We start from the raw sequence: 25972 nt of genomic DNA, 5'->3' as shown, positions 1-25972 counted from the left end.
ATTGTTGTTATGCACTTTGATGGTGTCGGGTACGGTATTTGTCGATCAGCACCGCAATGATGATCACCGCCCCTTTGATCACCAGCTGCCAGAAATAGGAGACGCCCATCAGCGTCATGCCGTTATTGAGGGTGGCGATGATCAATGCGCCGACCAGCGTGCCGGTGATCGTGCCGATCCCGCCGACGAAGCTGGTGCCGCCGAGGATCACCGCCGCAATTGCATCCAGCTCGTAACCCGTGCCGAGGTTGCCGTTAGCGCTGTACAGGCGTGAGGCGCTCATGACACCGCCGAGGCCGGAGAGCAGGCCGCTCATGCCGTAGACAAACAGCAGCACCAGCCAGACCTTGATGCCCGTTAAGCGCGCCGCCTGCATGTTGCCGCCCACGGCGTAGATGTGAACGCCGAGCGTGGTGCGGCGCAGGATGAACCAGCACACCGCAATTACCGCCAGGGCGATCACCACCAGCCAGGGGATCGGGCCGAGGTAGTTATTGCCGATCCACTCGAAGTTGATGTTGGAGTTAATGACCGTCGTACCGTCGGCCAGCAGATAGGCCGCGCCGCGCAGCGCCGTATAGGTGCCGAGCGTGACGATAAAGGGCGGCAGCCCGGCAAAGGCCACCAGCGCCCCGTTGAACAGGCCCAGCACCATGCCGAGCATTAGCGCGGCCGGAATGGACAGCCCGGCGAATTCGGGAATGAGCGACACCACCATCGCCGCCACCGCCGTGGTGCCGAGAATCGACCCCACCGAGAGGTCAATCCCGCCGGTCAGGATAATGAAGGTCATTCCCGCCGCGAGCACGATGTTGATCGACGCCTGACGGGTGATGTTGAGCAGGTTGCTCTCGGTAAAGAAGTTCGGGGCGATAAAGCCAAATACCGCCACAATCAGGATAAGAATCGGCAGGATGCCGACCGTTTGCATCAGATCGCTCATCAGCATTTTTTTTGCGGAAGCGGATTTCGCCACCTGCTGCGGACTGGTTGAATGTGTCATGGTTACACCGCCTGATGATGAGTGTCGTTTACGCCGGTTGCCAGCGTCATGATGTTTTCCTGAGAGATGTCGCGCCCGTGGAGCTCGCCCGCAATGCTGCCTTCCCGCATCACATACACCCGGTCGCTCATCCCCACCACTTCCGGCAGCTCGCTGGAGATCATTAAAATTGCCACCCCTTTGCGGGCCATTTGGTTCATGATGCGGTAGATCTCGCTTTTCGCGCCGACGTCCACGCCGCGCGTGGGTTCGTCCAGAATCAGAATGCGTGGGCCAATCGCCACCCAGCGGGAGATGAGCAGCTTCTGCTGATTTCCGCCGGAGAGCCCGCCCGCGCGCACCTGAGCATGGGGCACGCGGATGTTAAGCAGGGCGATGGCGTCATCGGAAATCGACTGCGCTTTTTTGCGGTTTAACATGCCGAAGGTGGCGTCGCGCTCAAGCGTCGCCATGGTGATGTTCTCCTGCGCCGCCAGCTCCAGAAACAGCCCCTGCTCCTTGCGGTTCTCGGTGAGAAAACCGATGCCGTTTTCGATGGCCGCGCGCGGGGAGTGGATCACCACCGGCTCGCCGTCGACCTCAATCATGCCGCCGGTGGCTTTACGCACGCCGAAGATGAGCTGCGCCAGCTCGGAGCGTCCGGCCCCCACCAGGCCCGCCAGCCCGACGATTTCGCCGGAACGCACCTGCAGGCTGCACGGCTGTACTTTTTTACCGTCGGTGAGGTGGTGGACGTTGAGACGCGGGCTGCCGAGGGGGATATCACGCTCCTTGTTGAACAGGTCGCTTAGCGGGCGGCCCACCATCATCTTCACCAGTTCCGACGCGTTCAGCTTGTCGCGCGTCAGGCTGCCGACGTACTGCCCGTCGCGTAGAACGCTGACGCGGTCAGAGAGTTCATAGACCTCCGCCATGCGGTGGCTGATATAGATGATCGCCATCCCTTCATCGCGCAGGCGCAAAATCAGTTCAAACAGGCGATGCGTTTCGCGGGAGGAGAGGGCGGCGGTGGGTTCATCCATCACCAGAATACGGCTGTTGCGGTGCAGCGCGCGGGCAATTTCCACCTGCTGCTGTTCGGCAATGGTCAGCTTCATCACCCGATCGGTGGCGCTGAACTGCGCGCCGAGGCGGTCAATCACCGCCTGCGCCTGGGCGGCCATCTCCTTGCGCTGGACCAGCCCGCCGCGCGACAGCTCGCTGCCGAGGAAGATATTTTCGGCTACGGTCAGATTGGGCGCGAGCTGCATCTCCTGATAAATCAGAGTGATGCCTGCGGCCAGCGCATCTTTCGGCCCTTTAATGTGAAACGGCTTGCCGTCGATCAGGATCTCGCCGCCGGTCGCGGTATAGGCCCCCGCGAGGATTTTCATCAGCGTGCTTTTTCCCGCGCCGTTTTCGCCCATCAGGGCGTGGATCTCACCGGGAAACACCGTCAAATCCACGCCCTTGAGCGCGTGGAAACTGCCAAACGTTTTGGCAATGCTGCGCATCTCTAATACCGGGGTTCTGCTCATGGCGGATCTCCTGTGAATGCCGATTTCTGCACTTCATCACAGGTGCGTAAATGCAAAATGTCAGAAGCTGTTCATATTTGTCATAGTTATGAATAGCTAATCGCCATCACATTTTCCTTTTCCCTCTCCCTGTGGGAGAGGGGCAGGGTGAGGGCAACAAACCGCAAAGGAGCCTCAATCCATGCCATCACGCCGCCCCCCGTTCTTCGCCAGCGCCCGCGGTCGCCTGCTGATTTTCAATCTGCTGGTGGTCGCCGTGACGCTGATGGTGAGCGGCGTGGCGGTGCTCGGCTTCCGTCACGCCAGTCAAATCCAGGAGCAGGTGCAGCAGCAAACGCTGGACGATATGACCGGCAGCATGAACCTGGCCCGCGATACCGCCAACGTGGCGACGGCGGCGGTGCGGCTCTCGCAGGTGGTGGGGGCGCTCGAGTACAAAGGGGAAGCCGAGCGCCTGAAGCAGACGCAAATGGCCCTGCGCCATTCGCTGGAGCAGCTTGCGGAGGCGCCGCTGGCGCAGCAGGAGCCGGCCCTGGTGGCGCGTATTATTCAACGAAGCAATGAGTTACAGCAGAGCGTGACGGAGATGCTGGAGCGAGGACAGCGACGCCATCTGGAGCGTAACGCGCTGCTGAGCTCGCTGTATCAAAGCCAGAGCTACCTGCGCCATCTGCAGGACATCAACAGCCGTTATGACAGCAACGTACCGAATGCGCAGCAACTGATGGAGATGGACCGGCTGATCGCCGCCGCCATTGACACCCCTTCGCCGCGCGCGACCGTTCAGCAGCTGGACGCAGTTGCCGCAACGCTGCCCCGGAGTGCCGCACAGCCGGTTGTGAAGGAAGTTCTGCCTGATTTTAATGCCGAGCTAGGTAAGCTAGGCCCGCTGTCGAAGCAGCTGGAGGAGAGCGATCTGGCGATAAGCTGGTATATGTTCCACATCAAGGCGCTGGTGGCAATCCTCAACAGCGACATCAATCAGTACGTGGAGCAGGTGGCGCAGGCCTCCCGGCTTCGCACCGCCCAGAGCCATCACGAACTGCAATCCATCAGCGTGTTTATCAGCATCTTCGCCGTGCTGGCGTTGATCATCACCGGGTGTGCCTGCTGGTATATCTACCGCCATCTGGCCTCAAACCTGACGGCCATTTCCCGGGCGATGTCGCGTCTTGCTCACGGCGAACAGGATGTCTCCGTTCCCGCCCTGCAGCGGCGCGATGAGCTGGGCGAGCTGGCGCGCGCGTTCAACGTTTTTGCCCGCAACACCGCCTCGCTTGAACACACCACGCGTCTGCTGAAAGAAAAAACAACGCAGATGGAGATCGACCGCATTGAGCGTCAGGGGCTTGAAGAGGCGCTCCTGCACAGCCAGAAGATGAAGGCCGTCGGACAGCTGACGGGCGGGCTGGCGCATGATTTTAATAACCTGCTGGCGGTGATCATCGGCAGTCTTGAGCTCACCGAACCTGAATCAAAAGACGCGCCGCGCATTACCCGGGCGCTAAAGGCGGCCGAGCGTGGCGCCTTGCTGACCCAGCGACTGCTGGCGTTTTCCCGCAAGCAATCCCTGACCCCGCATGCTGTAGAGATGCTGCCGCTGCTGGAGAACCTCCGGGAACTGCTGCGCCACTCCCTGCCTGCTACCCTGACCCTGGAGATTGAAGCGCAATCCCCTGCATGGCCCGCCTGGATAGACGTCAGCCAGCTGGAAAACGCCATCATCAACCTGGTGATGAACGCGCGCGATGCGATGGAAGGGCAAAGCGGAGTGATTAAAATTCGGACCTGGAATCAGCGCGTCACCCGCAGCGACGGGCGCAGGCAGGATATGGTGGCGCTGGAGGTCATTGACCGCGGCAGCGGCATGTCGCAGGAGGTGAAATCCCGGGTCTTTGAGCCGTTCTTCACCACCAAGCAGACCGGGAGCGGAAGCGGATTAGGCCTGTCGATGGTCTACGGCTTTGTCCGCCAGTCCGGCGGTCGCGTGGAGATCGAGAGCGCGCCGGGGCAGGGAACGACCGTGCGGCTACACCTCCCGCGCTCGACGCTGCCCGCTGCTGCAGTTGATGAAGCATTATCTGCCACCGCCTCCGTCGATAGCGAGCGGCTGGTGCTGGTGCTGGAAGATGAGGCGGATGTCCGTCAGACCCTGTGCGAGCAGCTGCACCAGCTTGGCTATCTGACGCTCGAAGCGGACAACGGCGAGCAGGCGCTGAGCATGCTGGCGGCGTCGCCGGATATTGGCATGTTTATCAGCGACCTGATGTTGCCGGGAAGCCTGAGCGGAGCCGAGGTGATTAGCCATGTGCGCAGCCACTATCCGCAGCTTCCGGTGCTGCTGATCAGCGGCCAGGATTTACGGCCCACGCATAATCCTCAGCTGCCGGACGTTCAGCTACTGCGTAAGCCGTTTACGCGGGTGCAGCTGGCGCAGGCTCTGCGGAAAATATGTTTTTAAATGCCTCTGTTTAGGATTTCATCAAGAGCATCGTTAACGCCGGTGATGTTAATCTGCGCAAAATTTAGCAGATTGGGATATAAAAGGAATTATGCCGGTACTCACAAAGGGGGACTCACAAATGATCGTGATGCCTACAACATACAGCCCGAGCACAATTGCCAGGTCGTTTAAACTCGTTGATGAGTTTGAGCTTTCCGGGCGAGTGCTACATGTTATTTTTGATAGCCAGACGCCAAGAGCTGCGATTATTGAAGCGGATATCGAAACCTTCGATGGGGTTCCCCGGCATCGGGTTGTTGCTGCCCTGGATTTACAACGTAAAACGCATTTGGGTGAAGATATCATTGCCGTCGAGCGCTGTTGGGAAGATGCCAATGTTATTCAGGTAGAAGGTATCTGCGTTGATCCCGCCGAGCGTGACAAGGGACTGGCAACTCGCCTGTATGAAGCCCTGGTATTACAGTGTGGCGTGACGCTTGTCAGCGACTTTGAACAATATGAGGGTGGGAAGATGCTCTGGCAGAAAATTGCCCGCGAGTCTGACCAAATCGCTGTATTTGTTCTCGATACCGAGCAGGGCGCATTTTGGCCGTATGATGGTAGCAAGGTTATCTATGACGGAGGGTGTATCCCCGAAGATCGTATCTGGAGCCATTCGCCGGATCAAAAATGCTATGGCATCGTCCTGGTCGCAGAAAATAAACAGCGTGCGAATCAACTGATGGAAGTCCCAGGACACAATTGAATTTGAGATTCCTCCGCTACCCCCGTTTCCTGCCGTTCATTATCGTAAGGCCAGTTCACCTGCGAGTCTGGCCTTATGAAACGTTACTCAACTGCTCTGTTATTTGGTCTGCTGTCTCTCACCAGCCAACTGGCTCATGCCGACATTGTTGATGATGCTATTGGCAACATTCAGCAGGCGATCAACGATGCCTACAACCCCAGCAGCAGCCGAAGCAATGACGACGACGATCGTTATGACCGCAGCCGTCAAATCGACAGTCGACAGTACGACGATCGTCGTCGGCAGCTCGAAGACAGGCGCCGCCGTTTAGACGAGCGCCAGCGCCAGCTGGATGACGACAGACGTCGTCTGGAAGAGGACGAGCGCAGGTTGGAAGACGATTACGATCGAGGCTAAGTGCGGCCTGTTGCCCTCACCCCACCCCTCTCCCACGGGAGAGGGAGAAAACCTAGTCCAGGACCAGCACCATCCCGTCATACCCTGCTTCAATGCCGTCGGGCAGCGGGTTATCCATCATCCACACGTCAAACTGATGGCTGATGTGCGTCAGGATCACCTGCGGGCAGCCAATCACCTCGTTTAGCGCCATCACGGTATTTAAGTCGCAATGGTTTCGCGGCGTCTCGTCGCGCGGTTCGTGGCTGCAGTCGATAATCATCGCCTGCGGCTGATTGTTAAGCAGGAACTTCACCGTTTTTTCCGGCAGCCCGGCGGTGTCGGAAAGCCAGGCCACGCGGCTGTGGGCTGACTCCAGCAAATACCCGAAGGTCAGTTTCGAATGGTTGAGCGGCAGCGGCGTTACCCGCATTCCCTGAAGCTCAAACATGACAAAGGGTTCGACCGTATGGCTGAAATCCAGAATCCCCGGATGTTTAAACAGGTCGTCGCATCCCGCTTCATCCGGCGGACCGTAGACGGGGATCGTCGCGCCCACGCCCCAGCGCAGGGGGAAGAGCCCCTGAACGTGATCCATATGGTAATGGGTCAGCAAAAACTGCTGAAAGCTGCCTGCAGCCCAGTCGTCCATCAGGTGCGGAATACCCGCGTCCAGCAGGGTCACCGCATCGTTGAATTTGACCACCGCGCTACAGGGGCGACGGCGATAGGTCTCCTGCAGGCGCGCCCGGCGGCACGCCGCGCAGTCGCAGCCAAAGACCGGTACGAGCTGGGCGCCTCCGGTTCCTGTTAACGTGATTGTCAGACTCATAACGCACCTCTACAGCGGTTTGGTGAATCGGAAATGGCTCTGCGTATATCCTTCACGGACGTAAAAACGGTGGGCGTCGGTGCGCTTCACGCTGGTGGAGAGCTCGGTCAGCTCCGCGCCCGCCTCTCGTGCCACCCCTTCCGCCCAGGCCAGCAGCTGGCTGCCCACCTTTAGCCCGCGCGCCTGCGGCATCACCACCAGCTCCTGGATCTCGCCGATCCAGCGCGCGTGATGGAGGTGAAACTGCAGGTGCAGGCCGATCATGCCGATGACCTGCCCGTCCAGTTCGGCAAGCTGGTAGCGCATGTTGTGATCCTGCAGATTGGCAAGATAGCCCGCGTGAAACGCCTGGCGATCGAATTCGGCCTGTTTCAATTCGCAGATTAACGCATAGACGATTTGCGTATCGTCGGCGGTGGCGGGACGAAGCCTGCAGTCAGGCATGCTGTTTCTCCTTCTGACGGATAAGCGATAAAAAGGTATCGACTGACTGTAGCAAACTTCCGTCGTTATTAAGGATATGGCAGTCGGAAGGGGTGTAACGCGCCGCACGCTCCAGCCGCTGGTCGATCTCGCGGGCGGATTCACGACCCCGTATCTGCAACCGGCTGCGCAGGACCTCCGGTGAAACCTGCAGGCAGACCGGCAGCAGGGCCGCCCCATAGCGGGCGCGCGCTTGCGAAAGATGCGCACGCGAGCCGTTGACCAGCACGTCGAACCCCGCATGCAGCCACAGATCGGTCTCGATGCCGATTCCGTAGTAATAGCCATTGGCGTGCCAGCTCAGCGCCAGCAGATTTTGCCCGGCACGGGTAAAAAACTCCTGCTCGCTCAGGGCGATATGGTTTTCACTCCCCGCATTGGCCGCCCGGGTAATGTAACGGTGCGCCACCAGCAGCTGGGGATGCTCCTGCTGCCGTAAGGCGGACAGCAGGCTGTCCTTACCGGAGCCGGACGGCCCCATTAGCCAGATAAGTCTTCCCATCAGAACACCCTCTTTCCCTGACGCCAGACGTGGTCGATATGAACGTGCTCGCCCCTGCGGTGGGCCAGGACCAGATCCGCCCGCTTGCCTTCGGCTATCTCGCCGCGATCCTGCAGATTAAGCGCCGAGGCCGGGTTTTTCGTTACCAGGCGAATCGCCTGCGGCAGCGTAAAGCGATTGCCCTCGTCGTCGGCCACCCGGAACGCCGCGTCGAGCAGGCTGGCGGGGTAGTAGTCGGACGAGAGGATATCCAGCAGGCCAAGGGACGCGAGCTTGCTTGCCGCGACGTTGCCGGAGTGTGAACCGCCGCGCACGATGTTCGGTGCGCCCATCAGCACGTTCATGCCGTGCCTGCGGGAGGCTTCAGCCGCCTCGAACGTGGTGGGAAATTCGGCGATCACGCTGCCAAGCTGGTGGGATTCGAGCACGTGATCGTGCGTGGCATCGTCATGGCTGGCCAGCGCGATATTGCGGTCCCGGCACATCGCCGCAATCCTGAGACGGTTAGGCTGCGACCACCGTGCCGCAAGCGCCAGCTGCTCTTCTTCGTAACGCGCCATCTCCGCATCGCTGAGATAATATTTGCCCTGATAGTATTCGCGATACTTTTCAATGTTGGCGAACTGGCGCTGCCCCGGCGAGTGGTCCATCAGGGAGACCAGCGACACCGGCTCGCGGCCTACCAGCTTTTCAAACAGCGGCAGGGTGGTGTGGTGCGGCAGCTCGCAGCGCAGGTGCAGGCGGTGCTCGGCGCGGTTGAGGCCGCGTTTTTGCGTCTCCTCTACGGCGTTGATCATCTTCTCCAGATTCTCCAGACGGTCGCCGCCGTCGCGCACGTCACCAATGGCCACCGCGTCCAGTACGGTGGTGATGCCGCTGGCGACCATCAGCGCGTCGTGGCTGCTCATCGCAGAATGAGCGGGCCAGTCGACCTTCGGGCGCGGGGTGAAGAATTTATCCAGATTATCGGTATGCAGTTCAATCAGCCCCGGCAGCAGCCAGCCGCCTTCACCGTCCATCGCCTCGGGCGAGCGGCTCTGGGTTTCAGCAAACGCGCGGATTGTTCCGTCCTGGATCTCAATCGAGCCGTCAACCACCTCATTATCCAGCACCAGCTTGACGTTATTGATAATCATACGTTTGTCCCCATCGGGTGCAGTCTGTCCGCGACGCGGGTGCGAACGCTCTCATCGTGGAAGATCCCGACGATCGCCGCCCCGCGCGCTTTGGCCTGCTCGATCAGTTCCACCACGGCCGCGCTGTTTTTAGCGTCGAGCGAGGCGGTGGGTTCATCCAGAAGTAAAATCGGGTAGTCGACAATAAAGCCGCGGGCGATGTTGACGCGCTGCTGCTCGCCGCCGGAAAAGGTCGACGGGGCAAGGTGCCACAGGCGCTCGGGCACGTTGAGGCGCGTCAGGAGGCTGGCGGCTTTGGCGGCACAGGTTTCGCGCGGCACGCCAAGATCCAGCAGCGGCTGCATGACCACGTCCAGGGCGGATATCCGCGGGATCACCCGCAGAAACTGGCTCACCCAACCGATCGTTGAGCGGCGCACCTCCAGCACCTTACGCGCGGGAGCCTGTACCAGGTCGACCCATTCATCGCCGTGGCGAATATGAATATGGCCTTCGTCGGGCAGATAGTTGGCGTACAGGGAGCGCAGCAGGGTCGATTTTCCGCTGCCGGAGTGGCCGTGCAGCACCACGCATTCGCCGCGATTAATCTCCAGAGAGGCATTTTGCAGCACCGACAGGCGCACGCCGTTTTGCTGGTGGAGCACAAAGGTCTTACTTACGTTTTGTACGTGGATCATGTTGGCCTCTTAGTTCTGCAACACGGACGACACCAGCAGCTGGGTATAGGGATGGTGGGGATCGTCGAGCACGCGGTCAGTTAACCCACTTTCCACCACCTGGCCCTGCTTCATCACCAGCAGACGGTCCGCCAGCAGGCGCGCCACGCCCAGATCGTGGGTGACAATCACCACCGCAAGGTTCAGTTCCACCACCAGGCCGCGCAGCAGGTCGAGCAGTCGCGCCTGCACGGATACGTCCAGCCCGCCGGTGGGTTCATCCATAAACACCAGCTTCGGATGGGTCACCAGGTTGCGGGCAATTTGCAGGCGCTGCTGCATCCCACCGGAGAAGGTCGTCGGCAGGTCGTCGATGCGCGAGGCGGGAATTTCAACTTCTTCAAGCCAGTGCTGCGCCGTAGCGCGGATGTTGCCGTAGTGGCGCGCGCCGGTAGCCATCAGGCGTTCGCCGATATTCCCCCCCGCAGAGACCTGACGGCGCAGGCCGTCCATCGGGTGCTGATGCACCACGCCCCACTCGGTGCGCAGCAGGCGGCGGCGCTCGGCCTCGCTCATGCCGTAGAGGGAGTGTCCCTGGTAGAGTATCTCGCCGTGTTGCGGCGTCAGGCGCGCGGAGATGGATTTCAGCAGGGTGGTTTTGCCGGAGCCAGACTCGCCGACAATGCCCAGCACTTCGCCCGGCCACAGCTCGAACGACACGTCGCTAAAGCCTTTGCCCGGGGCGTACAGGTGGGTCAGGTTATTAACCGAAAGCAGCGGTTTCATTGGCCGTTCGCCTCGCTCTGTTGGCGGCAAAAATCGGTGTCGGAGCAGACAAACATCCGTTTGCCCGTGTCATCCAGCACCACTTCATCCAGATAGCTGTGTTTGGATCCGCAGATGGCGCACGGCTCGTCCCACTCCTGCACCGTAAACGGGTGATCGTCGAAATCCAGGCTTTCCACGCGGGTGTAAGGCGGAACGGCGTAGATGCGTTTTTCGCGCCCGGCGCCGAAAAGCTGCAGGGCCGGCATCATGTCCATCTTCGGGTTATCGAATTTTGGGATTGGCGACGGGTCCATCACGTAGCGCCCGTTCACCTTCACCGGGTACGCATAAGTGGTGGCGATATGGCCGAAGCGGGCGATATCCTCATACAGCTTCACCTGCATCACGCCGTACTCTTCCAGGGCGTGCATGGTGCGGGTTTCCGTTTCGCGCGGCTCGATAAAGCGCAGCGGCTCCGGGATCGGCACCTGGAAAATCAAAATCTGATCTTCAGCCAGCGGGGTTTCGGGGATGCGGTGGCGGGTCTGGATCAGCGTCGCGTCTTCGGTTTTTTCCGTGGTCGCGACGCCCGTTACCCGCTGAAAGAAGCTGCGGATCGACACGGCGTTGGTGGTGTCGTCGGCGCCCTGGTCGATGACCTTCAGCACGTCCGCCTCGCCGATCACGCTGGCGGTAATCTGAATGCCGCCCGTGCCCCAGCCGTAGGGCATCGGCATTTCGCGGCCGCCGAAGGGCACCTGATAGCCCGGAATCGCCACCGCTTTAAGTATCGCTCGGCGGATCATGCGTTTGGTTTGCTCATCCAGATAGGCAAAGTTGTAGCCGCTTAAGTTAGCCATGTTTGCGCTCCCGTTGCAGGCGTTTCAGCAGTTCCAGTTCGGCCTGGAAATCGACGTAGTGCGGCAGCTTGAGGTGTGAGACAAAACCGGCGGCCTCAACGTTGTCCGCGTGGGCCAGCACGAACTCTTCGTCCTGCGCCGGGCCTGCAACGTGCTCGCCGTAGTCCGGTGCCTGCAGGGCGCGGTCGACCAGCGCCATGGCCATGGCCTTGCGCTCGCCGAGGCCGAATACCAGCCCGTAGCCGCGGGTAAAGTGCGGGTCTTCATTTTCAGGCGCGACAAAACCGTTCACCATTTCGCATTCGGTCATCAGCAGTTCGCCGACGTTCACCGCAAAACCTAGCTCTTCCGGCACGATTTCGACGTCGATGTAGCCGCTGCGAATTTCGGCGGCAAACGGGTGGTTGCGCCCGTAGCCGCGCTGGGTGGAGTAGGCTAGCGCCAGCAGATAGCCCTCGTCGCCGCGCATCAGCTGCTGCAGGCGGGACGAGCGCGAGCACGGGTAAACCGGCGGCGTGCGGGTGATGTCATCCGGCTGCGCGCCTGAATCTTCTTCCGCCTTCGCCAGGCCCTGTTTCGCCAGCAGGCTGAAAACGTGCGGAGACGGTTCCTGTTCTGCGTCAGAGGAGCTGAGCGGCGGCGCTTCGCCGTTCGCCAGCAGGGTAAAATCGAGCAGGCGATGGGTGTAGTCACAGGTAGGGCCAAGCAGCTGGCCGCCGGGGATGTCTTTATAAACGGCAGAAATGCGGCGCTCCAGGCGCATCTCCGCGGTGTTGACCGGCTCGCTCACCGCCAGTTTGGCAAGCGTAGTGCGGTAGGCGCGCAGCAGGAAGATCGCTTCCACGTTATCGCCGCTGGCCTGCTTCAGGGCCAGCGCCGCCAGCTCGCGGTCGGCGATGCCGCCTTCGGTCATCACCCGGTCGACGGCGAGGTTTAGCTGCTGCTCGATTTGGGCCACGCTCAGCTCAGGGAGCTGTTCATCGCCCCGTCGTCTGTGCGCCTGCAGCGCATGGGCGGCGGCGATAGCCTTCTCGCCCCCTTTGACGGCAACGTACATCAGCACACCTCCACGTGGGTGGTCCGCGGGATGGCCAGCAGGCGCTCGCCGCAGGTCAGGATCAGGTCAATGCCCAGCGGGAACGGGTGCGGGCGCTCGGTCAGCTCGTGAATGATGCACTCCGGCAGCTGCGGCGCAACCATGCGCTCATCGGCGATGCCTGCCCCCGTCAGGCGCAGCATGCGGCCGCCGCTCAGGCTGGTGACCTGCAAAATCAGCGTGGCGCTGGTTTCCGGGGCGACGGCGGAGCCTTCGCTCAGGGCATTCAGCTGTTCATGACTGATTTGTTCGTCGGCCACGGCAAAGATTGCCTGCTGCGGCTGTTCAACCAGCGGGGCGCCGGTGTGAAAACGCAGGTTCTGGCTGGCGATATCGTTAGACAGGGCGCCCGAAAGCCATACCGGGGTATCGTTGTCGGCCAGGGTCAGCAGCACGCTGGTGGTCGCCAGGTTCAGCGGCAGCCAGCCCTGAGAGAGCTGGTGCAGCGAGACAATCACGCCCGGCTCGCTCATGGCTTTCAGCAGGCGACGAAAACTGTGTTGGGCATCCTGGACGGCCAGGGTAAAAGCGGGTTGAAGCGTCATGCGTTGTCTCCGCGAACGAGCGTAAAGAAGTCGACCCGGCTGGTATTCACTTCGGCCTGACGCGCGGCAAGACGTGCGGCGCGGTCGGCCTCCAGCGGGGAAATAAGGGTTTCCATCAGCGTCTGGAAATGCGGTTGTTCCTGTAAAAGCGCGTCGATGACCGCGCAGCGCTCGGCGTGCGCTTTATCACGCCCCAGCACGTAGCCGTAGCCCAGCGTGCCGCTGTGCAGGCGGATCGCTGCGCGGGTGAGGGTGGCATCTCCGGCGAAAAAGCGTTCTCCGGTGCCGCCCATGCGCGCCTGGATCTGAACGAGGCCGATCTCCGGCGCGCGGAGGAGGTCGTACCCGGGGGCCAGGGCAAGGGCGATCATGCGGGCAGAGAGCGCAGCAGGCTGGCTGTGGGCCAGCACGCGCATCCAGCGCTGTCGGGTGGCGGTATCGAAGTGCATTCAGTGCTCCATGGTGAATTCGATCATGTCGGCGCGGGTCAGGCTGACGGAGTATTCCGTCGCGTCGATCTCGCCGTCACGGTGGTTGAGGGTGCGCACGCAGAGCAGCGGGGCCATATTGGGGATTTCGAGTACTTTGCTCTCTTTCGCCTGCGCGCGGCGGGCGCTGATGCGCGTCTGGGTGCGTTTCAGCGCAATGCCTGTCGCATTCTGGAGAAAATCATGCAGCGATCCGCTGGAGAAATTCTGCAGCACCGGCCAGAGGGTGAGGTCCGCGAAGTAGTGATCGATCTGGCACACCGCCACGCCGTTGACGCGGCGCAGCGTGCGCAGGTGGATGACGTTGTCGCCCTCCTGAATACCCAGCGCGTCCGCCACGTGGCTGGAGGCCGGTCTTAATACCGAGAGCAGCTTTTCGCTGGTCGGATGGCTGCCCTGATCCAGCAGGTTCTGGCTAAAGCGCGCCTGGGCGTTCAGCGGGTAGTCGAACGGGCGCATCAGCACCAGCACGCCCACGCCCTGACGGCGCTGGACCCAGCCGCGCTCGACCAGCTGGTCAATGGCGCGGCGGAGGGTATGGCGATTGACTTCATAGCGGTCAGCAAGCTGCTGCTCGGCAGGGAGGTAGTCCCCGCAGCGGTAGTGCGTGCGCAGCTCCACTTCGAGCTTTGCCGCGATCTCTTGCCATCGGGTGGGGTAACTGGTCGGATGTCTGGATAAGTGCATAGAAAACAAAGCCTCGCTTCTCAGATGAAGTGCTTACGCAAACGTTGAGAGAGGAAATCCAGCAGGCTGACGGTGACGATGATAAGCACCATCAGGGCGCAGGTTTGCTGGAACTGGAAACCGCGAATGGCTTCCCACAGGGTGACGCCAATCCCGCCTGCGCCGACCATGCCGACGACGGTGGCGGAGCGGACGTTGGACTCGAAGCGGTACAGGGAGTAGGAGATGAGCAGCGGCATCACCTGCGGCAGGACGCCGTAAAGGATCTCTTCGATTTTATTGGCGCCGGTGGCGCGGATGCCTTCCACCGGACCTGGTTCAATGGCTTCGACCGCCTCGGAGAGCAGCTTGGAGAGCACGCCGGTGGTGTGAATGAAAAGCGCCATAACGCCCGCGAACGGACCCAGGCCGACGGCGACCACGAACAGCATCGCAAAGACCATTTCGTTGATGGCGCGGCAGGCGTCCATCAGGCGGCGCATGGGCTGGTATACCCACCACGGCACGATGTTTTCGGCGCTCATCAGGCCAAACGGAACGGAGAGAATGACGGCAAGCGCGGTGCCCCAGACGGCGATTTGCAGGGTGACCGCCATTTCGCTGAGGTAGTCCTGCCACTGGCTGAAGTCCGGCGGGAAGAAGTCGGCGGCGAAGGTCGCCATGTTGCCCGCGTCTTTGAAGAGCAGCAGCGGATCCATTTCCGCGCCCTTCCAGGAGATAACCAGCACCGCCAGCAGGATGGCCCAGCTTATGAGCGAGAACCAGCTGCGCTTTGGCGGCGGGAAAGTGATGGTTTGCATGTTGGCTCCTTAATCTGTTCTCCCTCTCCCTCAAGGGAGAGGGGACAAAGTTACTGCACCGCTTTATTCACGCTGGTCATCGCGCCGAGCGCGGCGGTCAGGCGGTCGAGGTCTTCAAGCTGGGCCTGAATCTCGGCCACTTTGCTGGTCTTCTCCTCGTCCTTCAGCCCCTTGTTGTCCTTCACGCCCTGCATCTCTTTAAACAGCGCCAGCTGGCGAATCGGAACCAGCTGCAGGTCGCTTGACGGACGGAACGGTGCCCAGCCCAGACGTTCGAGAACCGCTTTCTCTTCCGGCGTTTTGCCATAGGTCATGAAGAAGTCGTACACCTTGTCCTTGGTGCTTTCGGACAGGTTTTTACGCCACACGATCGGGTCGCCCGGGATCAACGGCGATTTCCAGATAACCTTGATCTCTTTAAGCTTGTCCGGCGCTGAGGTTTTCAGCTTGTCGAGGTTCTCGGTGTTGTTTGTGGCAACGTCCACCTGCTTGTTGGCCACGGCCAGCGCGTTGGTTTCATGGCTGGCGTTTACGGTGCGCTTGAAGTCGCTGGCGGAGGCGTTGTTTTTGGCGAAGACGTAGTAGCCAGGGACAAGGTAGCCGGAGGTAGAGTTCGGGTCGCCGTTGCCGAAGGTCAGCTCTTTGCGTTTGGCGAGCATGTCATTGAGGTTGTTGATCGGGCTGTCTTTGTTAACGATCAGCACGCTCCAGTAGCCAGGGGAGCCATCGGCCGCGACGGTCTGGGCAAAGACCTGGCCGTTCGCTCGGTCCACCGCTTCCATGGCGGAGAGGTTGCCGTACCAGGCGATGTCCACTTTATTAAAGCGCATCCCCTGGATGATGCCCGCATAGTCCGGGGCGAAGAAGGCGTTCACTTTGATCCCCAGTTTGGTTTCCATATCTTTCAGGAACGGTTCCCACTGAGGCTTCAGGTTCTGCTGTGATTCCGTCGAAATAATGCCGAAGTTCAGCGCTTTTTCCTGCTCTTCCGCATACGCTGGGCTTAACAGGGTGCTGATGCTGAACATGCTGGTAAAGGCCAGCGCGGCAACGGCTTTGTAGCTCATGTACTTTCCTCGGATCGGGTTTAATTAAGCAGCCTGCGCGTTCTCTTCGACGCGGTTAATGCTGCGGTAGAGATGGTCAAAACGTTCGTTATCAAACTGATGGCTCGCGCCATCAAAGAACACGTGCCCCTGACGCAGGGCGACGATGCGCTCGCAGTAGCGCAGGGCGTAATCCACCTGATGCAGCGTGACCACTACGGTGATGCCGTCGTTCTGGTTAATGTCGCGCAGGGTCTCCATCACGATGCGGGCGGACTCCGGGTCCAGCGAGGCGATGGGTTCGTCGGCAAGAATGATTTGCGCTTTCTGCATCAGCGCGCGCGCAATCGCTACGCGCTGCTGTTGCCCACCGGACAGGGTGGAGACGCGCTGGTGGGCGAAGTGCGCCATGCCGACGCGGGTCAGCGCCTGTAAGGCTTCCTGCTTCTGGGAAGGGGAGAACCAGCGCAGACAGGTGCGCCAGAACGGGGTGCTGCCGAGCGCGCCAATCAGCACGTTCTGCAGCACCGTCAGGCGGTTTACCAGGTTGAACTGCTGGAAGATGTAGCCCGTCTGGGCGCGGCTCTTGCGGATATCGCTCGCCAGACGCCCGGCGCGCTGTACGGTATTACCCAGCAGCTCGACGTGGCTTTCCGGCGTTTTATCGCCGGTGATAAGCCCGCTCAAATGGCGCAGAAGGGTAGATTTACCCGAGCCGGATGGCCCCAGCAGCGCCACCATGTCGCCCTGCCGGACGGTCAGATCAACGGCATGCAGAGCCTTGTTGTGATTGAAGGTCTTGCTCAGTTTCTCGACGCGGATGACGGTTTGCATGTGCTGGGCCTCACGATAAATGTGGCCTCATGCTGGCGCATCAATGTGACATTTGGGTTAAGTGCAGGTTGCGGGAGTTTGAAGAGTTGAAGTGAAAGCGATGACAGTTACTGTAGGCCCGGTAAGCGCAGCGCCACCGCGCGCTTTTGCTGGCTGCGCTGCGCGTGTCCTGCCTACGACGTTTGTTGCTTAACGACGTTAATCATCCACGGCACGCCGTACTTATCGGTGACTCTACCAAAACCATGTGCCCAGAAGGTTTCCTGCCAGGCCATGTCGATGTTCCCGCCCGCGGCGAGGTTGTCGAACCAGCGTTTGCCTTCATGGACGTCCTGGGTGTCAAGCACCAGCGTAAAACCCGCGTACTGCGCGTTGCTGCCGGGCGGCATCCCGTCGCTCATCATGATATCGCTGCCCGCAATGCGGACGTTGGAGTGGGCGATAGCCGAATCCGGAAATTGCATACCGGACGGACAGCCTTCTTCGTTGTTATCGCTTTTTGGCATTTCACCGAAGGTGATTTTATAGAGAAGTTCTGCGCCGACGGCTTGCTGGTAAAAGGCGGTGGCCTCAGCGCAGTTGCCGGCAAAAGAGATGTAGGGACTTAACGGCATAATCTTTACCTCACGTAAGATAAGCCCGTTAAGTGTAGTGCCCGAAAGCCCGGTAAGCGAAGCGCCACCGGGCGGGTAAATCAGTTCTTTTTCACAAACTCTGATTTCAGCTTCATCGGACCGAAGCCGTCAATTTTGCAGTCGATATTATGATCGCCTTCAACCAGACGGATATTCTTCACTTTGGTGCCGATCTTCAGCATGGAAGAGCTGCCTTTCACTTTCAGATCTTTAATCACGGTTACGCTGTCGCCGTCCGCCAGCAGATTGCCGTTCGCATCTTTGACGACAAGTGCATCAGCATCGTTTGATGGTTCGGCATCATTCCACTCATGAGCGCATTCCGGGCAGATGAACATGCCATTATCTTCATAGGTGTATTCAGAATTGCATTTTGGGCAGTGTGGGAGTGACATATCGGTATCCTCAAAAAGTGTAAACGCGCTGGAAAGTGCCAGCTAAATGACGGCAGCGTGCCGAAAAAGGCGGCAAGTATAGCGCAAATCCACACGTTTGTCGGTGACATTGTGAATTAAAAAAATGCAAAAAACGTATCGGGAGTGACACTTCCTGTCAGTCAGTTAAGCGATGCTGACCTCATTAACACGGTGGGAAGAAATGACGCTAAATATATCGAATATTTTATTGCGGCAAATTGCTACGTTCCTTCATTTCGGATAAGGTGAAGCGACACATTGTTATTTATCTCTGGACTTCGCTGCTCTACATATCTTATGGCAGTGGGGTATTACCTCTCTTTTTAGGGGGGAAATAATGATGATATATCCTGAAGTTTCTTAAAAATGGGCTACGCTTTTTTTCTTTTGGCTGTCAGGCCAGGAGGGAAGCTATACACGCCATGCAAGGATAGTGAATTATTTCTGATTATCATCAATCAGTTATATTTCGGCGAACATGTTTTCCACACGTAATCATATAAGCCTGAACAACATAATTAATACCAGTGGCTTAATAAAAGTAATAAATTTGCGTTAAGGAAAGGCTTTTATCATGCACACACAGACCATTTTTGAATTAAGCCAGGAAGCTGAGCGTTTGCTACAGCTTGCCCTGCAAAACCTCGATACGTTGAAATCAATGCCGACTGCGATGCTGGAGAGCACTGCGGCTGCTATTACGGGTGAAAAGAACAACGTTTTACCTTTGCATTTTAGCGCGCGCGGCGTCGAAGCGCAGCAGGCGATGCTGAATAATGAATTACGAAAAATAACCCGGCTGGAAATGGTCCTGGCTATTGTGGGCACCATGAAGGCGGGGAAATCAACCACCATTAATGCGATTGTGGGGACCGAAGTGTTGCCGAATCGCAATCGTCCGATGACGGCACTTCCTACCCTGATTCGCCACACGCCGGGTCAGAAGGAGCCGGTGCTGCATTTCTCGCATGCCTCGCCCATTGATGAATTGATCCAACTGCTCCAGAAAAAGCTATGCGATTACGACCGCGGGAAGCTGGCTCAGCGTCTGGAAATTGATAAAGACATGAATACGCTGCTGGAGCGCATTGAAAAAGGGGAAGCGTTTGAGAAGCATCACCTGGGCGCACAGCCGATATTTCACTGTCTGAAAAGTCTCAACGACCTGGTGAGGCTTTCCCAGGCATTAGGTGTAGAGTTTCCGTTCTCTGAGTATGCGGCTATCGAACATATCCCGGTAATTGAAGTGGAGTTCGTGCATCTTGCGGGTCTGGATGCTCACCTCGGACAGCTGACGCTGCTCGATACGCCCGGGCCGAATGAGGCCGGACAGCCGCACCTGCAAAAAATGCTCAGCGAGCAGTTGTCCCGCGCGTCGGCGGTGCTGGCCGTGATGGATTATACCCAGCTTAAATCCATCTCTGATGAAGAAGTCCGCCAGGCCATTTCTGCGGCGGGAAAATCCGTGCCGCTGTATGCGCTGGTCAATAAATTCGATCAGAAAGATCGCAATAGCGACGATGAAGAGCAGATCCGGGCGATGATCTCCGGCACCTTAATGAAAGGCAATATTTCGCCTGGCCAGATCTACCCCGTTTCGTCCATGTGGGCCTATCTGGCGAACCGCGCTCGCTACGAGATGAGTACCCACGGACAACTACCGGATCATCAGGAGCAACCCTGGGTGCAGGATTTTGCTGAAGCTGCGCTTGGACGTCGCTGGCGCACGGCGGACCTGGACGATATCGACCATATTCGTCATTCTGCCGATTTGCTCTGGGAAGATTCGCTATTCGAACAACCGATACGCAAACTGATTTACGCCGCCTATGCCAATGCTTCGCTTTACGCGCTGCGTTCGGCCTCGCATAAGCTGCTTAACTACGCGCAAAATGCCCGGGAGTACCTCGACTTCCGCTATCAGGGATTGACGGTGGCTTTTGAGGCGCTGGAACTGAACATCGCACGTCTGGAAGAGGACATGGCGCTTCTGCAGACGCGTCAGAGCGTGGTGAGCGATGAGGTGAAACATGAGGTTGAAGAGGCTCTGAACGCCACTACGGACTTTATGGGAGCCCAAAAAACTGCGCTTCACCAGGCGATTGGTGAGGTGTTCAGCGCTCAGCATATTCTTGATTTGGCAGGTATCGATCGGCAGAACCTTCGCGGTGACGAGCTGCACGAGCTGAAACAGCTGGTTCTGGAAGATGAAGGGCAGGCGCAGATCGCGCTGAGTAAAATCCGCTCCTCCTGCGAGCTGGTGATGCTGGATGCACAGACGAAGATTTGCCGGGAGCTGGCGTTACGCTTCGACCAGCTTGAATCTACGCTGGCGCGTTCCCTGAACGAAGCCATGCGCCCCATCGAAACGCGTATTAAAGAGCATCTGAGCCATGCGGGTTTTCGGGCGCGGATCAGTTTCCCCGCGTTTCAGGCAAGCCAGCTTAACTTCAATACGCGAGCGCTGTTTAACGATGCGATTGCGCAGGATGACAGCCAGGCTGGCCACCCATCCGGCGGGAGCAGCATGCGTGAAACAGTCTCTCGTTGGCTCAATAATCCGGGCTGGGGCTGGGATGAGTATGTGGAAACGCGCACGCGCTATGTTATCGATATTGCGCAGCTACATGACAGATTTAAGCAACATATTGAGCTGTTTTGTGAACAAATACGTAAAGCTTTGTCCGCGCAGGTCGATGTCTCTGTTACGGCAGGAATGGCAACGTTCTTTGCAGAATTTTCGTTGTGCCTGACCGGGTTACAGGAAAGCTTGCGTGATAGCCTCGCAGTGCGTCAACAGAATGAGCATTCAACCCGAGCGCTCTGCCAGTTGTTGAAGCAAAGTATTACTACTGCGACGTGGATACAGGAAGATACCCGACTGTTACGCGATGATATTCAAACTCTATTCGCGGCAGAGCAACCATGACAACACCACTACTGGATGGCCCCGGGCGAACGCTGGAGTGTATTAATCCAAAATTTATGGTCGATCTGGTTCAGGGAGTGGACGCGGCGCGTCATCCTCACCTGGGACCTCAACAGCTTCAGTTTCGTGAGCGTTTGACTCAGGAAATCATGACGCATACCCGGCTACGCCCCTGGGCGATGGCGGGTATGCTCAATGAAAATGCGGCGCTGCGCCTGGGGCTGGCGGAAAAACTGGCCGGCATGCTTGACCCGGGTCATCTCGCGCTGACGCTGATGGCAGAGAAACTGATTGCTTTGCGCCAGCAGACGCACCCGCGCGCCCAGCAGTCCCCCGGACTGATGCAGCAGTACGCTGAACTCTCTTCTCATTTTACCCAACGCGCCGCCTGGAAAGAGAAGGCGCTAACCCAGCGCGGGCTGACGGTGCAGGCGGGCGAGCACAGCGAGCAGATTTTTACCCGCTGGCGGGCCGGACATTATGATGGCTGGTCGCTGGCCGGGCGCTGTTTTATCGTCCTGGAAGAGCTGCGCTGGGGGGCATTTGGTGACGCATGCCGCCTCGCGAATGAAGATGTGGCGGCAATGCTTAAGGATAACCTGCGCAGCATGGCGGCTAATTATCTGGCGCAGGGGATCAATGCGTCACCCACGACCCGCCATTTCTATCACCAGTGGCTTACAACGCCGGCCTCTCCGGGCTTAATCGATCATAAAGATATGCTGGGCTGGCTGGGGGACTGGTGTCAGGCGGATCAACATCCGGTGAGCTGGTCAGTGACGCAAAACTGGCAGACCGTCGCGCTGGGCATGCCGCGGCTCTGTTCGGCAAAACGGCTGGTGGACGGGATGGTGGAAGAAATTTTTGGATGAATACCTTATCACCCCGATCCTCTCCCCGAGGGGAGAGGGGATGATCTGGTGCGGTGTGTTAATGATTCGCTTCTATTGGCTTCGGTTCAGGCTGGGTCTCATGCATATTCCCGTAGCGCTTCGCATACAGCGCCGTGATGATGGGCACCAGAATCGCGGTGACAATCACGCTCGCGGCAACCAGTGCTGTCGCTGAAGCAGCGACCGGTTCGAAGGCCGGGTTAATCTGAGCAATAATCATCGGGTTTGCGACAGCAGCACCTGCGGCTGAAGAGGCGGCGACGCCCGCCGTGCCGTTTCCTCCTCCGATTACGCGGTCAGCAATAATCAGCGGAATGCCGGTGATGACGATCACGGCGACACCCAGCACAATGCCCAGCAGGCCTGTATCGAGAATGACCTTCAGGTTGATGGTGTTCCCCAGTGCGAAACCGAAGAAAGGGATCAGCACCGGCGTGGCTTTGCTGAAGAAATCACGCAGATCGCGATCGAGATTGCCAAGGGCGAAACCGACCAGGAAGGGCAGGATCGCGCCGACAAAGTGGTGGGGTTCAAACGAGGCCAGGCCAGCAGACCCCAGGATCAGCATCGTCATTAATGGGCCGGACTCCAGTGACATCAACACAAATGCGCCGGACTCTTCTTTCGTTCCGTACTGGTTCATCAGGCTGGCGTATAATCCGCCGTTGGTCATGTCCATCGCCGAGACAATTGCCAGGACCGATAATCCCGCGAAGAACCCGGTCTGAATTCCATTCTCTGGAATGAACATTGCGCATATCATTGCCGCCGCCCAGGCTACCGCTATTTTGGTTATCACCAGCGTTCCGGATTTCCGTAATACGGTACCCGTTGCCCGCAAATTAATGGACGCGCCGATACAAAAAAACCAGACGGCAAGAATCGGAACCGTGCCCGTTATCATGCCTTTAGTGAAACCGCCAAAATAAGCTCCGGTATTGGGAGCAAGGGTATTCAGGATCGCGCCCAGCACCAGCGGAACCAGCATCATACCGCCAGGAATGCGTTCTATCGTGGCTTTAATCTTCATAGACAAACCTCACATCGGATCCCGCAGCACGGGGGATAGGTGTTAAAAATTAGTCAATAAATTCAATTGATTGCTCTTATTGCTTGCCGTCTTTTTTCGATGACCCAGCAACATAATTAAATGTGTGCTCGCGATTAGCCTCTTTTGAAAACACATAAAACGTTGTATTCGGATTTATCATGCGATCATTGGAATATTGATTCAATGAAAATAAAACATCGTTTTAGTTATCTTTGTCACATATTCAATGTAAAGCTTGAGGCCGGATCCTGTTGATGAAAATTTATGTAAAGTTGATGTGAATTAACGTGGTTTGTTTTTCTGTTACGAAAGAAATAAAAACGCGCGTGAGGATGTTCTTTTGGGGAGGGTAAGGAAGTGCTTATTGGCATTCCTTGACAAAAATTGGACTGAGTTGACCAGACGCAAAAATATATGTGAAGTTGATCACAAATATAAACGCTGGTAGGGTAAAAAGGTCATTAACTGCCCAGGCAGGCGTCAACAGGTTCGGTTGTATCGATGTAAAACGTCAATGTAAGTAAACCTGCTACGCTTGAATAAGGCGATTCGCATGGAGCGGATCCCATGGTTCACAGAACGCATACTGGACTGTGAAACAGACAGGGCCGAGTCAACGAGGATAGCTATGCTGAGAAGGAAAAAGATTAAACCCATCACGCTTCGCGACGTCACCATTATTGATGACGCAAAGCTGCGTAAAGCGATTACCGCAGCCTCGCTCGGTAATGCGATGGAATGGTTCGATTTTGGTGTCTACGGTTTTGTGGCCTATGCGTTAGGTAAAGTGTTTTTCCCCGGGGCCGATCCCAGCCTGCAGATGATTGCCGCACTGGGTACGTTCTCCGTTCCCTTCCTGATTCGCCCGCTGGGCGGTCTGTTCTTCGGTATGCTCGGCGATAAATATGGTCGCCAGAAGATCCTTGCTATCACCATCGTTATTATGTCGATCAGTACATTCTGTATCGGCCTTATACCGTCTTACGCCACCATCGGCATTTGGGCACCCATTCTCCTGCTGATTTGTAAGATGGCCCAGGGCTTCTCCGTAGGCGGTGAATATACCGGTGCCTCGATCTTCGTTGCCGAGTATTCCCCGGACCGTAAGCGCGGTTTTATGGGAAGTTGGCTGGACTTCGGCTCGATTGCCGGGTTTGTCCTGGGTGCGGGCGTCGTGGTGCTGATTTCAACCGTGGTGGGTGAAGATAACTTCCTCGACTGGGGCTGGCGTATTCCGTTCTTCCTGGCATTGCCGCTGGGGATTATTGGCCTCTACCTGCGTCATGCGCTGGAAGAGACGCCTGCTTTCCAGCAGCACGTCGATAAACTGGAGCAGGGTGACCGCGAAGGGCTGCAGGATGGTCCTAAGGTATCGTTCAAAGAGATTGCCACTAAGCACTGGCGCAGCCTGCTGACCTGTATTGGTCTGGTGATTTCTACCAACGTGACCTACTACATGCTGTTGACCTACATGCCGAGCTATCTGTCGCATAACCTGCACTATTCGGAAGATCACGGTGTGCTGATTATTATCGCCATCATGGTGGGTATGCTGTTTGTGCAACCGATTATGGGCCTGTTGAGCGACCGTTTTGGTCGTCGACCGTTCATTATTCTGGGAAGCGTTGCGCTGTTTGCTCTGGCAATCCCGGCATTTATTCTTATTAACAGTGATGTGCTGGGGCTGATTTTTGCCGGTCTGCTGATGCTGGCGGTGATCCTTAACTGCTTTATCGGGGTGATGGCCTCAACGCTGCCCGCAATGTTCCCGACCCACATTCGCTACAGCGCGCTGGCCGCAGCCTTTAACATCTCGGTGCTGATTGCCGGTCTGACCCCAACGCTTGCCGCCTCGCTGGTGGAGAGCACACAGAACCTGATGATGCCTGCTTATTACCTGATGGTGATCGCGGTGATTGGTTTGATTACCGGTATTACCATGAAGGAGACGGCAAATCGTCCTCTGAAAGGCGCAACGCCTGCGGCATCGGATATCCAGGAAGCGAAAGAGATCCTGCGTGAGCACTACGATAATGTAGAGCAGAAGATTGAGGATATTGACGCCGAGATTGAAGAGCTGCAGAAAAAACGCTCCCGACTGGTGGATCAGCATCCACGCATCAACGAGTAATAAATAAACCCGCCAACGGCGGGTTTTCTTTTATTAGCATCCGGCAGCGATGTAGTCGCCATTGGCACTGATGGGGATCACCGTCAGGAACAGCACTGTCGCGAACAGGATCAGGACTATCCCTCCGGCTATTTTGACTGCCGGTACCAGCCATCTTAATGAGGCGCTTTCTCCGAACCAGGTCACCGTGCGTTCGCGGGCGTACCTTACAGCAAGGGACAGCCCCACAATAGAGAGGGCGGTTCCCAGAGACATGGTCATGACTGCGGCCACCCCCCAGGTGACAATGCCCAGCGCGTTCGAAAACATCAGAATCATGATCGCCCCGCTGCACGGGCGTGCGCCAATCGCCAGAATCACGCCCAGACGGGTTTTCCAGTCGCCCTGCGTCAGGTCTGTACCTACGCCGTGATGGCTGCAGCCACAGTGTTCGCCGTGCTGATGAAGTGGCTTAATGGCAGAGACAGACATCCTGCGCGGGCGCAGACTCTTCAGCGCCTGGTAAATGACAAATGCGCCGAATGCGCCAATAAGAACTGCGCTGATCTTCTCCACGTACCAGCGGCTGGTACTGATATCCCCTGAGGCGAGGTTAAACCCCACAGCAAGAATAAAGACAAACAGAATGGCGCTCACGCCCTGCATCAGGCTGCCCAGGAAGGGAACGACCCGGGCGGCCAGCTCACTTTCCTTATTGGTAGTCAGATAGGTTGTCACAATGAATTTTCCGTGCCCGGGGCCAATGGCGTGAAGAACACCATAAAGGAAAGCCCCCGTTAACAGCCATAATCCTCCGCTGTACTGGTGATTATTAAGCTGCAGCAGATACATCACCAGATAACGGTGCAGGGTAATTTGTGTGGCAAGACACCACTGGATAAAGGCGTTCCAGTGCGTGTGCAGGGTAAAACCGGCAAAGAGAATTACCAGAAGCATCAACCCAGCGGTAGGGAGACGCCAGTCACGGGTGAGGCGTTGTGTGGTCATGATGCGGCCTGCACAGAGGAGAGTATTTGCCGCTAGTATAGTTGATCTTACCGCTCAATTCGTGGGATCGCGTCGGGAACCGTGCATGAT

Annotated in this window: 26 protein-coding genes; 6 read left to right on the top strand and 20 right to left on the bottom strand. The window is 57.9% G+C overall.

The window, feature by feature from the left end; genetic code table 11:
- Positions 1-7 precede the first annotated feature (7 nt).
- Together LRM19_RS19045 and LRM19_RS19040 are read right to left on the bottom strand one after the other, a co-directional pair.
- A complete protein-coding gene (locus LRM19_RS19045) occupies positions 8-1003 on the bottom strand; it encodes an ABC transporter permease subunit (protein WP_133293600.1) in 996 nt (331 codons plus the stop codon).
- Between the two features lie 2 nt (positions 1004-1005).
- Positions 1006-2520: a sugar ABC transporter ATP-binding protein gene (locus LRM19_RS19040; RefSeq protein WP_271369633.1), complete on the bottom strand. Its 1515-nt coding sequence runs from the start codon at positions 2518-2520 to the stop codon at positions 1006-1008.
- Between the two features lie 181 nt (positions 2521-2701).
- Here LRM19_RS19040 and LRM19_RS19035 point away from each other — a divergent pair, with 181 nt between their 5' ends.
- The 3 genes from LRM19_RS19035 (at position 2702) to yjdP (ending at position 6128) form a co-directional block, all read left to right on the top strand.
- Entirely contained in the window at positions 2702-4981 is a 2280-nt protein-coding gene (locus tag LRM19_RS19035; RefSeq protein WP_271369632.1) for an ATP-binding protein, read from the top strand.
- A gap of 121 nt (positions 4982-5102) precedes the next feature.
- Positions 5103-5729 (top strand): GNAT family N-acetyltransferase, encoded by a 627-nt coding sequence (locus tag LRM19_RS19030; protein WP_008500049.1) that lies wholly within the window; start codon positions 5103-5105, stop codon positions 5727-5729.
- A gap of 75 nt (positions 5730-5804) precedes the next feature.
- The gene (yjdP, locus tag LRM19_RS19025; RefSeq protein ID WP_033144428.1) at positions 5805-6128 is read left to right on the top strand and encodes a DDRRRQL repeat protein YjdP; all 324 of its coding nucleotides are present in this window, start codon (positions 5805-5807) and stop codon (positions 6126-6128) included.
- 52 nt (positions 6129-6180) lie between these two features.
- Here yjdP and phnP read toward each other — a convergent pair whose 3' ends face one another.
- From phnP to LRM19_RS18945, 16 genes are all read right to left on the bottom strand, one after another.
- Positions 6181-6939: a phosphonate metabolism protein PhnP gene (gene phnP / locus LRM19_RS19020; protein WP_271369631.1), complete on the bottom strand. Its 759-nt coding sequence runs from the start codon at positions 6937-6939 to the stop codon at positions 6181-6183.
- Between the two features lie 9 nt (positions 6940-6948).
- Complete coding sequence (gene phnO, locus LRM19_RS19015; protein WP_143344544.1) at positions 6949-7383, bottom strand: aminoalkylphosphonate N-acetyltransferase; 435 nt, start codon at positions 7381-7383, stop codon at positions 6949-6951.
- Complete coding sequence (gene phnN / locus LRM19_RS19010; RefSeq protein WP_271369666.1) at positions 7376-7927, bottom strand: ribose 1,5-bisphosphokinase; 552 nt, start codon at positions 7925-7927, stop codon at positions 7376-7378. Before phnN ends, phnO begins: the two co-directional genes overlap by 8 nt.
- Positions 7924-9060: an alpha-D-ribose 1-methylphosphonate 5-triphosphate diphosphatase gene (gene phnM / locus LRM19_RS19005; RefSeq protein ID WP_271369630.1), complete on the bottom strand. Its 1137-nt coding sequence runs from the start codon at positions 9058-9060 to the stop codon at positions 7924-7926. The genes phnN and phnM overlap by 4 nt, the downstream gene beginning before the upstream one ends.
- The gene (phnL, locus tag LRM19_RS19000; RefSeq protein WP_271369629.1) at positions 9057-9737 is read right to left on the bottom strand and encodes a phosphonate C-P lyase system protein PhnL; all 681 of its coding nucleotides are present in this window, start codon (positions 9735-9737) and stop codon (positions 9057-9059) included. The genes phnM and phnL overlap by 4 nt, the downstream gene beginning before the upstream one ends.
- A 9-nt stretch (positions 9738-9746) precedes the next feature.
- On the bottom strand, positions 9747-10502 hold the full coding sequence (phnK, locus tag LRM19_RS18995) for a phosphonate C-P lyase system protein PhnK (RefSeq protein WP_115876891.1): 756 nt from the start codon (positions 10500-10502) through the stop codon (positions 9747-9749).
- Positions 10499-11344, bottom strand: coding sequence for an alpha-D-ribose 1-methylphosphonate 5-phosphate C-P-lyase PhnJ (locus LRM19_RS18990; protein WP_048990321.1), 846 nt, complete (start codon positions 11342-11344; stop codon positions 10499-10501). The genes phnK and LRM19_RS18990 overlap by 4 nt, the downstream gene beginning before the upstream one ends.
- Positions 11337-12401, bottom strand: a complete 1065-nt coding sequence (locus LRM19_RS18985; protein WP_271369628.1) for a carbon-phosphorus lyase complex subunit PhnI — start codon at positions 12399-12401, stop codon at positions 11337-11339. The genes LRM19_RS18990 and LRM19_RS18985 overlap by 8 nt, the downstream gene beginning before the upstream one ends.
- Entirely contained in the window at positions 12401-12985 is a 585-nt protein-coding gene (phnH, locus tag LRM19_RS18980) for a phosphonate C-P lyase system protein PhnH (RefSeq protein WP_127729318.1), read from the bottom strand. The genes LRM19_RS18985 and phnH overlap by 1 nt, the downstream gene beginning before the upstream one ends.
- A complete protein-coding gene (phnG, locus tag LRM19_RS18975) occupies positions 12982-13434 on the bottom strand; it encodes a phosphonate C-P lyase system protein PhnG (RefSeq protein WP_271369627.1) in 453 nt (150 codons plus the stop codon). The genes phnH and phnG overlap by 4 nt, the downstream gene beginning before the upstream one ends.
- Positions 13435-14160 (bottom strand): phosphonate metabolism transcriptional regulator PhnF, encoded by a 726-nt coding sequence (gene phnF, locus LRM19_RS18970; protein WP_023326523.1) that lies wholly within the window; start codon positions 14158-14160, stop codon positions 13435-13437.
- A gap of 20 nt (positions 14161-14180) precedes the next feature.
- Positions 14181-14960, bottom strand: a complete 780-nt coding sequence (gene phnE, locus LRM19_RS18965) for a phosphonate ABC transporter, permease protein PhnE (RefSeq protein ID WP_271369626.1) — start codon at positions 14958-14960, stop codon at positions 14181-14183.
- Between the two features lie 50 nt (positions 14961-15010).
- Positions 15011-16027: a phosphonate ABC transporter substrate-binding protein gene (phnD, locus tag LRM19_RS18960; RefSeq protein WP_271369625.1), complete on the bottom strand. Its 1017-nt coding sequence runs from the start codon at positions 16025-16027 to the stop codon at positions 15011-15013.
- 24 nt (positions 16028-16051) lie between these two features.
- A complete protein-coding gene (phnC, locus tag LRM19_RS18955; protein WP_271369624.1) occupies positions 16052-16840 on the bottom strand; it encodes a phosphonate ABC transporter ATP-binding protein in 789 nt (262 codons plus the stop codon).
- 173 nt (positions 16841-17013) lie between these two features.
- Positions 17014-17454 (bottom strand): VOC family metalloprotein YjdN, encoded by a 441-nt coding sequence (yjdN, locus tag LRM19_RS18950; RefSeq protein WP_271369623.1) that lies wholly within the window; start codon positions 17452-17454, stop codon positions 17014-17016.
- Positions 17455-17534: 80 nt separating this feature from the next.
- On the bottom strand, positions 17535-17870 hold the full coding sequence (locus tag LRM19_RS18945) for a zinc ribbon domain-containing protein YjdM (protein WP_111964171.1): 336 nt from the start codon (positions 17868-17870) through the stop codon (positions 17535-17537).
- Between the two features lie 595 nt (positions 17871-18465).
- Between LRM19_RS18945 and crfC the strand changes: the two genes are divergently transcribed.
- The gene (gene crfC, locus LRM19_RS18940) at positions 18466-20820 is read left to right on the top strand and encodes a clamp-binding protein CrfC (RefSeq protein WP_271369622.1); all 2355 of its coding nucleotides are present in this window, start codon (positions 18466-18468) and stop codon (positions 20818-20820) included.
- Positions 20817-21692: a diguanylate cyclase regulator RdcB family protein gene (locus tag LRM19_RS18935; protein ID WP_111964169.1), complete on the top strand. Its 876-nt coding sequence runs from the start codon at positions 20817-20819 to the stop codon at positions 21690-21692. Before crfC ends, LRM19_RS18935 begins: the two co-directional genes overlap by 4 nt.
- A 58-nt stretch (positions 21693-21750) precedes the next feature.
- Here the strand turns inward: LRM19_RS18935 and kdgT are convergent, their stop codons facing one another.
- The gene (gene kdgT, locus LRM19_RS18930) at positions 21751-22743 is read right to left on the bottom strand and encodes a 2-keto-3-deoxygluconate transporter (RefSeq protein WP_115876883.1); all 993 of its coding nucleotides are present in this window, start codon (positions 22741-22743) and stop codon (positions 21751-21753) included.
- 649 nt (positions 22744-23392) lie between these two features.
- Between kdgT and proP the strand changes: the two genes are divergently transcribed.
- Positions 23393-24895: a glycine betaine/L-proline transporter ProP gene (proP, locus tag LRM19_RS18925; RefSeq protein ID WP_023334221.1), complete on the top strand. Its 1503-nt coding sequence runs from the start codon at positions 23393-23395 to the stop codon at positions 24893-24895.
- A 33-nt stretch (positions 24896-24928) separates the two neighbouring features.
- On the opposite strand, the gene LRM19_RS18920 is transcribed toward proP, so the two are convergent.
- Positions 24929-25882 (bottom strand): nickel/cobalt transporter, encoded by a 954-nt coding sequence (locus tag LRM19_RS18920; RefSeq protein ID WP_271369621.1) that lies wholly within the window; start codon positions 25880-25882, stop codon positions 24929-24931.
- Between the last annotated feature and the right edge of the window lie 90 nt (positions 25883-25972).

The organism is Enterobacter sp. PI-10 (assembly GCF_027947695.1).
GTDB lineage: Bacteria > Pseudomonadota > Gammaproteobacteria > Enterobacterales > Enterobacteriaceae > Enterobacter > Enterobacter vonholyi.
Note: the sequence above shows the minus strand (reverse complement) of the source record. Positions and strands in the feature narration are given on the sequence as shown.

What these genes read in the sequence shown, in the direction of transcription:
- LRM19_RS19045 (WP_133293600.1), bottom strand. Translation starts at nt 1,003, where the DNA reads ATGACACATTCAACCAGTCCGCAGCAGGTGGCGAAATCCGCTTCCGCA.
- LRM19_RS19040 (WP_271369633.1), bottom strand. Translation starts at nt 2,520, where the DNA reads ATGAGCAGAACCCCGGTATTAGAGATGCGCAGCATTGCCAAAACGTTT.
- LRM19_RS19035 (WP_271369632.1), top strand. Translation starts at nt 2,702, where the DNA reads ATGCCATCACGCCGCCCCCCGTTCTTCGCCAGCGCCCGCGGTCGCCTG.
- LRM19_RS19030 (WP_008500049.1), top strand. Translation starts at nt 5,103, where the DNA reads ATGATCGTGATGCCTACAACATACAGCCCGAGCACAATTGCCAGGTCG.
- yjdP (WP_033144428.1), top strand. Translation starts at nt 5,805, where the DNA reads ATGAAACGTTACTCAACTGCTCTGTTATTTGGTCTGCTGTCTCTCACC.
- phnP (WP_271369631.1), bottom strand. Translation starts at nt 6,939, where the DNA reads ATGAGTCTGACAATCACGTTAACAGGAACCGGAGGCGCCCAGCTCGTA.
- phnO (WP_143344544.1), bottom strand. Translation starts at nt 7,383, where the DNA reads ATGCCTGACTGCAGGCTTCGTCCCGCCACCGCCGACGATACGCAAATC.
- phnM (WP_271369630.1), bottom strand. Translation starts at nt 9,060, where the DNA reads ATGATTATCAATAACGTCAAGCTGGTGCTGGATAATGAGGTGGTTGAC.
- phnL (WP_271369629.1), bottom strand. Translation starts at nt 9,737, where the DNA reads ATGATCCACGTACAAAACGTAAGTAAGACCTTTGTGCTCCACCAGCAA.
- phnK (WP_115876891.1), bottom strand. Translation starts at nt 10,502, where the DNA reads ATGAAACCGCTGCTTTCGGTTAATAACCTGACCCACCTGTACGCCCCG.
- LRM19_RS18990 (WP_048990321.1), bottom strand. Translation starts at nt 11,344, where the DNA reads ATGGCTAACTTAAGCGGCTACAACTTTGCCTATCTGGATGAGCAAACC.
- LRM19_RS18985 (WP_271369628.1), bottom strand. Translation starts at nt 12,401, where the DNA reads ATGTACGTTGCCGTCAAAGGGGGCGAGAAGGCTATCGCCGCCGCCCAT.
- phnH (WP_127729318.1), bottom strand. Translation starts at nt 12,985, where the DNA reads ATGACGCTTCAACCCGCTTTTACCCTGGCCGTCCAGGATGCCCAACAC.
- phnG (WP_271369627.1), bottom strand. Translation starts at nt 13,434, where the DNA reads ATGCACTTCGATACCGCCACCCGACAGCGCTGGATGCGCGTGCTGGCC.
- phnF (WP_023326523.1), bottom strand. Translation starts at nt 14,160, where the DNA reads ATGCACTTATCCAGACATCCGACCAGTTACCCCACCCGATGGCAAGAG.
- phnE (WP_271369626.1), bottom strand. Translation starts at nt 14,960, where the DNA reads ATGCAAACCATCACTTTCCCGCCGCCAAAGCGCAGCTGGTTCTCGCTC.
- phnD (WP_271369625.1), bottom strand. Translation starts at nt 16,027, where the DNA reads ATGAGCTACAAAGCCGTTGCCGCGCTGGCCTTTACCAGCATGTTCAGC.
- phnC (WP_271369624.1), bottom strand. Translation starts at nt 16,840, where the DNA reads ATGCAAACCGTCATCCGCGTCGAGAAACTGAGCAAGACCTTCAATCAC.
- yjdN (WP_271369623.1), bottom strand. Translation starts at nt 17,454, where the DNA reads ATGCCGTTAAGTCCCTACATCTCTTTTGCCGGCAACTGCGCTGAGGCC.
- LRM19_RS18945 (WP_111964171.1), bottom strand. Translation starts at nt 17,870, where the DNA reads ATGTCACTCCCACACTGCCCAAAATGCAATTCTGAATACACCTATGAA.
- crfC (WP_271369622.1), top strand. Translation starts at nt 18,466, where the DNA reads ATGCACACACAGACCATTTTTGAATTAAGCCAGGAAGCTGAGCGTTTG.
- LRM19_RS18935 (WP_111964169.1), top strand. Translation starts at nt 20,817, where the DNA reads ATGACAACACCACTACTGGATGGCCCCGGGCGAACGCTGGAGTGTATT.
- kdgT (WP_115876883.1), bottom strand. Translation starts at nt 22,743, where the DNA reads ATGAAGATTAAAGCCACGATAGAACGCATTCCTGGCGGTATGATGCTG.
- proP (WP_023334221.1), top strand. Translation starts at nt 23,393, where the DNA reads ATGCTGAGAAGGAAAAAGATTAAACCCATCACGCTTCGCGACGTCACC.
- LRM19_RS18920 (WP_271369621.1), bottom strand. Translation starts at nt 25,882, where the DNA reads ATGACCACACAACGCCTCACCCGTGACTGGCGTCTCCCTACCGCTGGG.